This is a genomic window from Actinomyces sp. MRS3W (assembly GCF_032465695.1).
GTDB lineage: Bacteria > Actinomycetota > Actinomycetes > Actinomycetales > Actinomycetaceae > Actinomyces.
Genome location: NZ_JAWDJJ010000251.1, coordinates 1 through 7,194, shown reverse-complemented (window position 1 = coordinate 7,194; position 7,194 = coordinate 1). Strand labels below are relative to the sequence as shown.

The following is a 7,194-nucleotide window of genomic DNA, read 5'->3' as shown; positions in this document are numbered from 1 at the left end:
GTCAGAGCGTCGACCTCGGCGTGGGCGGTGCCGGCACCGCGATGATGGCCCTCGGCGAGGATGTCGCCGGCTGGGGAGAGGATGACGCAGCCAACTCGGGGATTAGGGCCAGCGGGTGCGTCGGGAGAGAATGCGATGGCGACGGCGCGGTGCATCGCGGCCGTTTCTGCCGCCGTGAACATGGTCGTGCGTCCTCTCCCCCGGGCACGCTGGGGAAGGGGCACACAGGTGCGGCGGCCAACAGGCACGCGACGCGACGCCATGTGTCCCGTGTGCGCTTCCCATCCGGACTTTCACCGTCGGTCCAGGAATTTCACCTGGTCAGCCGACCGCAGGATGCGGACGGGTCGCGGACTGTCACCGCCGGTTCGGACTTACACCGACCCCAGAGCACACGAGATTGTCTCGTTATGACGAGCATACCGTACACCACGATATGACCGATGAAGCCAGTAGCTGCGGTGAAGGATAGGACCGGCGACTATTTCTTGCGGTAGAGGGACTTCGTGGCGTAAACCGGCTCATTGGTCACCTGGATCCCCAGGGAACGGAAGATGCCCTCATCCACGGGTCCCAGGATCGTCGAGGTGTGGACGTCGCAGCCGCGCAGGCTCCCCAGCTTATCCAGGGCGCGGGCGGCATTGGGGTCCCCGTTGGCGGAGACGGCCAGGGCGATGAGGACCTCATCGGTGTGCAGGCGGGGGTTGCGGCTGCCCAGGTGATGGGTCTTGAGGGTCTGGATGGGCTCGATCGACTCTTTGGCGAGCAGATCGACCTTTCGATCGATACCGGCCAAACGCTTGAGGGCGTTGAGCAGCATCGCGGAGGAACAACCCAGCAACGGCGAGGTCTTGCCCAACTCGATGGTGCCGTCCGGCAGTTCAATCGCTGCGGCGGGCGCCTTCGTCGCCTGGGCGAGTTCAAGTGCGGGGGTGACGACGGGACGGTCCTCCTTGGCGATGCCGAGCTTGCTCATGAGCAGGGCGATGCGCCCGGATTGGACCGGCTCGAGCAGGTCCCGCTTCTCGGTGACCAGCGCCTTGTAGTAGCGGCGGATGACCTCCTGCTTGGAGGCCTCCCGGCATACCTCGTCATCGCTGATGCAATAGCCGGCCATGTTGACCCCCATGTCCGTGGGGGAGGCGTACGGGGAGGAGCCGAGAATCTCCTCAAACAGGCGGGACAGCACCGGGAACACTTCCACGTCGCGGTTGTAGTTGACCGTCTGCACGCCGTGGGCGGCCAGGTGGAACGGGTCGATCATGTTGACGTCGTCCAGGTCCGCGGTGGCGGCCTCATAGGCGATGTTGACCGGGTGGTCCAGCGGCAGGTTCCAGATGGGGAAGGTCTCGAACTTCGCGTAGCCGGAGGAGATGCCGCGGATGTGGTCGTGGTAGATCTGCGACAGGCAGGTGGCCATCTTGCCCGAGCCGGGGCCGGGGGCGGTGACGACCACTAGGTCGTGGGAGGTTTCGATGTACTCGTTGCGCCCGTACCCCTGTTCGGAGACGATGCGGGCCACGTCATTGGGGTACCCCGGGATGGGGTAGTGGCGGTAGACGGTAATGCCGAGCTTGTTCAGCTTGCGCTTGAACTCGGCGGCCTGCTGGTTGTCATCCGTCCACTGGGTGATGACGACACTGCCCACGTACAGGCCGTAGTCGCGGAAGGCATCCACGTGGCGCAGCACCTCGTCCTCGTAGGAGGTGCCGTGGTCGGCGCGAATCTTGTGACGAGCAAAATCCTTGGCGTTGACGGCCACGATGATCTCAACGTCGTCGGCCAGTTCGGCGAGCATGACGATCTTGTTGTCGGGGGTGAAACCGGGCAGGACCCGGGAAGCGTGCATGTCATCGATGAGCTTGCCGCCGAACTCCAGGTAGAGCTTGCCGCCGAATTGGGCGCGGCGTCTGGCGATGCGCTCGGACTGCAGTTTGAGGTACTTGTCCCGGTCGAACCCGATACGCATGCGTTCTCCTCATGGTCGCGGTGGTGGGTGCGGCCGAGCGGGAGGGCGCCGGCCTGACGAATCGTAACCCCGTCCGCCGGTGCGCCGGCCATCGGCCCGCAGGGTGGCGGAGCGAGATGAATGCAGCATGTGAAGAAGGGCGCCTCCCCGGGGGAGACGCCCTTCACCGTGTGCCCTCGCGCAGGGCTCGTCACATGGCGTTGACGCGCTTGGCCAGCTTGGACTTGCGGTTCTTCGCCTGGTTACGGTGAATAACACCCTTGGAGACGGCCTTGTCCAGCTTGCGGCTGGCCTTGCGCAGGTGCTCCTCGGCAGCCTGCTTGTCGCCAGCGTCGATGGCCTCGCGCGTGCGACGCACGTAGGTCTTGAGCTCGGACTTGACGGACTGGTTACGCAGACGAGCCTTCTCGTTGGTCCGGATGCGCTTGATCTGAGACTTGATGTTCGCCACTGTGAGTGAAGCTTTCTAGTATCTGATTGGTCAATGGCCGGAGAGAGGGTTGGCGCCGCGGGCGGACTTCAAGGGGGTGGAAGCACCCGGCTGGCCCGGTCGCCGGACCCCACAGCCGGCCAGGCCAGAGGTCCAGAGGCACTCTAGCACCCGGACTGCCGCCGAATCTCGGGTGGCCGGGATCCGATGACGTGAGCTGTGTCGCGCCGTCGTCGCCCTGCCTGTGTACGGTCAGGACCAGTGAGAGCGCAGGGCGGCGACGACGCCGTCAAAGGTGGCCCGGTCCAGGGTGGCCCCTTCGCGGCGAACTGCTTGCGGCCGAACGCTGAGGAGACGGTCCAGGCGCACCTCACTGGGGCGGCCCTGCTTGTCCCAGGCGCCGCTACCCACGTCGTGCCAGTAGCGTCCCCAGCGGGCCTCCTGGGCGGCGTCGAGGTCGTGGTCCTTGGAGGTCATCTGCGCCACCACGAGCCGCTTGCCGGTGCGGGCCAGGACGAGCACGGGTCGGTCCTTGCCTTGGTTGGGGTCCTCCTCGTAGGGCACCCAGGTCCACACCACCTCGCCGGGGTCCGCCTCGCCGTTGGGATCGGGGCGGTAGGTAAAGGCCGGCAGCCCCAAGGAGGCGACGTCGTAGACGCAGGTGCCTTCCCCCTGCGCAGGCACGAGCGGGGCGCCAGCTTTTTTCGTGGACTTGCGCCGATTCTGAGAGCGCACCTGCTCCCGGGCGGGGGAATCGTCCTGGAAGTAGGCGACGGCGCGGCCGGCCAGGTGCAGAACTCGGGAGAGTAGCGGGGACATGGAACGAGCTTAGCGGGCCGCCGCGTCAGGGCGGCGGGCTGCAAGCACTAACAGGCCCCAGTAGAGCACGCTGGAGCAGGCCGCCCACCCAACAATGGGGCCGATGCCCGCCCAGTCCAGGCTGCCGCTGGAGCTGACCGTCGTCGCCCCCAGGGTCAGTGCCCGCGTCACGAGCGCATACGGCCACAGGCCCGCTAGCGCCTGTGCCCGGGACAGCGCGCCGATACTGATGACGGTGCCGGCCAAGCCCAGGGCGACCGGCGCAGCGAAGGAGCGTAGGCGCAGGGACAGAGCCGACTGCAACCCGACCAGCGGCACCGCGGCCACGACCGCCAGCAGTGCCGTGAGGGCGAAACCTACCGGCACCCCACCATCCAGGTGCAGCACGAGGGCGCCGACCAGCCAGGTGAGCACCACCAGCACCAGTTGCATGACCGCCACCGGAAAGAGCACGACGGCGGTTTTGGCGGCAGCCACTGCCGCCGGGGAGTGTGGGGTGGTGAGCATGGCGTTCCAGGACATGCCTCGGTGTTCGGGACGCCACGCCGCCGCCAGCAGCAGACACACGCCGATGGAGAAGAAGAACAGTCCGTAGAACACGGTGACCTGGCTGGTCAAGGAATCCCAGGTGGCATCTAAAAGACCCTGGTTCATGGCGAAGTTGACCGACCCGGAGACGACGGCGAGCAGCGGCAGCGCCACCACGATCCACCACACCAGGGAGCGGCGCAGCTTGAGGGCCTCGACGGCGAGCAGCGCCACTGCCCGAGCCGGGGCAGATGCCGTAGACGGAGACAACATGGCGTTCACCTTTCGATCCGGTCCAGACGGGCGGTGGCCAGGGCGAAACCGACCGTGACGAGGGCCCCGAAACCCGCGATCCAGTCCAGGGGAGGCACGATGGTGTCAATGGCGCCCAGCGTCCTTCCGGTCTGGACGACGGGGCAGATCATGGCCCAGTAGCCCCAGGGCAAGATGCGGGCGACCCACTGCGGGGCGAGGAACATGTACATGGCGATGAAGGCTCCCAGCAGCCCGATGCCCACGCAGACAATCTGGTTGTCGACGGCGGCGGCGAGCAGGATATGCAGGGCGGTGAAGGCCAGAGCGACCCCGATCAGCAGGACGGTATAGCCCGCCCACGCGCCCCAGGGAAGCGGAACCGTCGCGCCGAGCAGGCCGGTCAGGGCGAGCAGCGCAGCCGTTTGCACCAGCAGGGCCGGAACCTCCACTAGCGCCAGGGCGGCGAGCTTAGCGCGGCACAGCCGTCCCGGCGTCAGGCCGGCTCCGGCCGCCAGGTACCAGCCGGAGCCCTCATGCTCAATGTCGGTGTGCCGACTGGCCAGGACGGCCACCAGGATCGGGGAGAACAGGGCGTTGATGATCGCATACTGCAGCAGCAGCACCTCCCAGGGATGCGTGGACGCATCAGTCAGGCCCGCCCGGGAAGACTCGGACAGTGGCGCCGCGAACAGGAGCGCGGTCAGCACCAGCACGACGACGACTGGCATGGTGCGCAGACGCCGCATTTTCGCCAGCTCCAGCCGTACGGAGGCCACGAAGGACAGGCGCGGTCCGGCAGCGGGCATCACAGCGCCCCCGCTCCACCGGTCAGGTCGATGAAGACGTCCTCCAGGCTGTGAGTTTCGCGCCGCAGCTCATGCACGGGGATGTCCGCGGCCACCAGCCGCCGCACCAGTTCGGCGGCGGCGTCGGGGGACAGCCCGGCCACACGGACCCCGGCTTCGCTCGTTAAGGCCGGGCCGGAGGCTCCCAGGCCCTCCAGCAGCGCCGGGGTGATTGCCTCCGGCCGGGGCGTGGCCAAGAGCAAGTCCGGCACCGAACGACGCATGAGTTCGGCGCGCGTGCCCTGGAAGACGAGCTTGCCGGCCGACAGAATGCCGAGCACACTCGCCATGCGGTCAATCTCATCGAGCAGATGACTGGAGACCATCACCGTCACCCCCTCACCGGCCAGCGAGATGAGCAGGCGGCGGATCTCCTCAATGCCGGCGGGGTCCAGCCCATTGGTCGGCTCATCCAGGATGAGCAGCTCCGGCCTACGGGCCAGCGCCATGGCGATCCCCAGCCGCTGCTTCATGCCCATCGAGTAGGTCTTCACCAGGCGGTCCCGATGCCCGGTTAGACGCACCAGGTCAAGCGCCCGGTCCACGTGGGCGTCGGACAGCCCCAGCATGCGCTGCACCAGGCGCATATTCTCGGCACCGGTCAGGTGCCCGTAGCCGGGCGGCTGCTCAATCATGGAGCCGATGCGCGCCATGAGCCCGCCGCGACTGCGCTGGTCAAGTGGGAGGCCGAACAGGCTCACGCTTCCGGACGTCGGCGTCAGCAGTCCCAGCAGCATCTTCATGGTGGTGGACTTTCCCGAACCGTTGGGGCCCAGGAAGCCGTAGACAACCCCGCGGGGGATACGCAGATCGAGCCGATCGACGACGGTGCGTGCGGCCTCGCCCCTGCCGAAGGTCTTGGTCAACTCGCGCGTGGCGACGACGACGTCCGGGAAGCGGACGGCGTCGGCCCCGCCGGGCGGGGTGCAGGACAGCGTGGGTGTGCTCATGCCGCAAGCCTTTCGCGACGACGCGGGCCAATCATCGGGCCGGGGTCTGAAACCTGCGGGCGCTGGGCGGCGGTCCTCATACTTGGGTATGACGCCCCGGTGGCCTGAGCCCGGTACGGTCAAGACCGGGCCGGGCCGATGCGTCCGGCCGAGTGCACGGGGCGGAGGACCATGATGACGAGCGAGCTGCGCAAGGGCGGGCGCCTCGGCCCGAGCTCCCCACTTTCCCCGGGACACTCATGGCGCGGGTTGACCCACCGGCGCCCGGGTGTGGCGGATGTAGTAGGTGCTTTGGTCCTGGCCTACCTGTGCGCCTGGAACCCGCCCGCACTCATGCAAGCTCCATCGCCGGGAAGCCTGCGCGCCGTGCTCATTGCCTCCGGCGCGCGCGAGGTCATCCTGCTGGTGTGCTGCCTGGCAGTGGCGGCGCGCCGTCTGGCGCCGGGAGCGTCCGTGGCGGCAATCGGGGTGGCGCTGAGCGTGCACGTGCTCATCTTCGACAGCCTGTCCATCATTGCGGTGGCCGCCTGCCTGGTCGCGGTGGAGACCTGCACGAGCCGCGTCGCCCGGCCCTGGGCCTGGGGGCTGCTCGCCCTGGGCTATGTCGGCTCCGGAATCGGTGTCCTGCGTGCCGGCCAGCTCATTGACCCGGACACCCTCGCCTCCCGGCTCATGGTGGTGGTGGTCGCCTGGGCGCTGGTGACCGTGGCGGCGCTCACCGGCCTGTTGCGGCGTCGCTCCCGTGAACGGGTTGAGCGCGCCCTGGAACGCGCCAACATGCTCGCCGCCCAGCAACGCACCGAGCGGCAACTGGCCGTGATCGCCGAGCGGCACCGCATCGCCCGCGACGTCCACGACGTGCTGGGCCACTCCCTGTCGATTATCGGCATGCAGGCCGAGGGCGCCCGCGCCGTGCTGGCAACCGACCCGGCCGCCGCCGACGAAGCGCTGGCCGTCATTGGGACGACCAGCCGGCAGGCGGTCGACGAGGTCCGCTCCCTGGTTGATGTGCTGCGCGCCGACGACGTCGATACCGGTGCCGACCCCGTCTCGCCGACCCGGCGTGCGACCGCGGCCGAGCTCACCGGCTCCATGCCACCGGCTGTCACCTCTGGCTCCGGCGGGGAGATCGACGCCGTGGTCGGGGTGGTTAGCGGGGCCCGCCGCGCCGGCCTGCCGGTGCGGCTCAGCCTCGTGGCCGACGCCGACCCGTCACCCGGGGTTGGTGAGGCGGTCTACCGCTTGATTCAGGAGGCACTGACCAACGTGGTGCGGCACGCGGACGGCGCCGCCACCACCATCGAGCTGCGGGTGGGCGGTGCGGCGGTCGACGTCGTCGTCGAGAATGCCCCGGCGCCCGGGTGTGCTCCCGCGGCGGGCACGTCAGGAGGCTCCGGC

The 7,194-nt window shown here is 68.3% G+C and carries 7 protein-coding genes, 1 pseudogene and 1 riboswitch; of the genes and pseudogenes, 1 reads left to right on the top strand and 7 read right to left on the bottom strand.

Going from position 1 to position 7,194, the window contains the following annotated elements:
- The 7 genes and pseudogenes from RWX45_RS09660 to RWX45_RS09630 all read right to left on the bottom strand — a co-directional run.
- A pseudogene (locus RWX45_RS09660) lies at nucleotides 1-182 on the bottom strand (riboflavin biosynthesis protein RibD); the annotation flags it as partial.
- Between the two features lie 86 nt (nucleotides 183-268).
- Nucleotides 269-398: riboswitch (FMN riboswitch) on the bottom strand.
- 83 nt (nucleotides 399-481) lie between these two features.
- Nucleotides 482-1,969, bottom strand: a complete 1,488-nt coding sequence (locus tag RWX45_RS09655) for a DUF1846 domain-containing protein (RefSeq protein WP_316023516.1) — start codon at nucleotides 1,967-1,969, stop codon at nucleotides 482-484.
- 190 nt (nucleotides 1,970-2,159) lie between these two features.
- Complete coding sequence (rpsT, locus tag RWX45_RS09650; protein WP_316023515.1) at nucleotides 2,160-2,420, bottom strand: 30S ribosomal protein S20; 261 nt, start codon at nucleotides 2,418-2,420, stop codon at nucleotides 2,160-2,162.
- Nucleotides 2,421-2,651: 231 nt separating this feature from the next.
- Nucleotides 2,652-3,218 carry a type II toxin-antitoxin system PemK/MazF family toxin gene (locus RWX45_RS09645; RefSeq protein ID WP_316023514.1) on the bottom strand — a complete coding sequence of 189 codons (567 nt, stop codon included), beginning with the start codon at nucleotides 3,216-3,218 and terminating at the stop codon, nucleotides 2,652-2,654.
- Nucleotides 3,219-3,227: 9 nt separating this feature from the next.
- The gene (locus RWX45_RS09640; protein ID WP_316023513.1) at nucleotides 3,228-4,019 is read right to left on the bottom strand and encodes an ABC transporter permease; all 792 of its coding nucleotides are present in this window, start codon (nucleotides 4,017-4,019) and stop codon (nucleotides 3,228-3,230) included.
- A gap of 5 nt (nucleotides 4,020-4,024) precedes the next feature.
- Nucleotides 4,025-4,807, bottom strand: a complete 783-nt coding sequence (locus RWX45_RS09635) for an ABC transporter permease (protein WP_316023512.1) — start codon at nucleotides 4,805-4,807, stop codon at nucleotides 4,025-4,027.
- Nucleotides 4,807-5,796 carry an ABC transporter ATP-binding protein gene (locus RWX45_RS09630; protein ID WP_316023511.1) on the bottom strand — a complete coding sequence of 330 codons (990 nt, stop codon included), beginning with the start codon at nucleotides 5,794-5,796 and terminating at the stop codon, nucleotides 4,807-4,809. The genes RWX45_RS09635 and RWX45_RS09630 overlap by 1 nt, the downstream gene beginning before the upstream one ends.
- 366 nt (nucleotides 5,797-6,162) lie before the next feature.
- On the opposite strand from RWX45_RS09630, the gene RWX45_RS09625 reads away from it, so the two are divergent.
- Nucleotides 6,163-7,194, top strand: a 1,032-nt coding sequence (locus tag RWX45_RS09625) for a sensor histidine kinase (RefSeq protein WP_316023510.1), incomplete at its 3' end; no start/stop codon positions are given.

Bases quoted from the DNA above. Each gene is read 5' to 3' on its own strand.
- RWX45_RS09655 (WP_316023516.1), bottom strand. From the start codon at position 1,969: ATGCGTATCGGGTTCGACCGGGACAAGTACCTCAAACTGCAGTCCGAG.
- RWX45_RS09645 (WP_316023514.1), bottom strand. From the start codon at position 3,218: ATGTCCCCGCTACTCTCCCGAGTTCTGCACCTGGCCGGCCGCGCCGTC.
- RWX45_RS09640 (WP_316023513.1), bottom strand. From the start codon at position 4,019: ATGTTGTCTCCGTCTACGGCATCTGCCCCGGCTCGGGCAGTGGCGCTG.
- RWX45_RS09635 (WP_316023512.1), bottom strand. From the start codon at position 4,807: ATGCCCGCTGCCGGACCGCGCCTGTCCTTCGTGGCCTCCGTACGGCTG.
- RWX45_RS09630 (WP_316023511.1), bottom strand. From the start codon at position 5,796: ATGAGCACACCCACGCTGTCCTGCACCCCGCCCGGCGGGGCCGACGCC.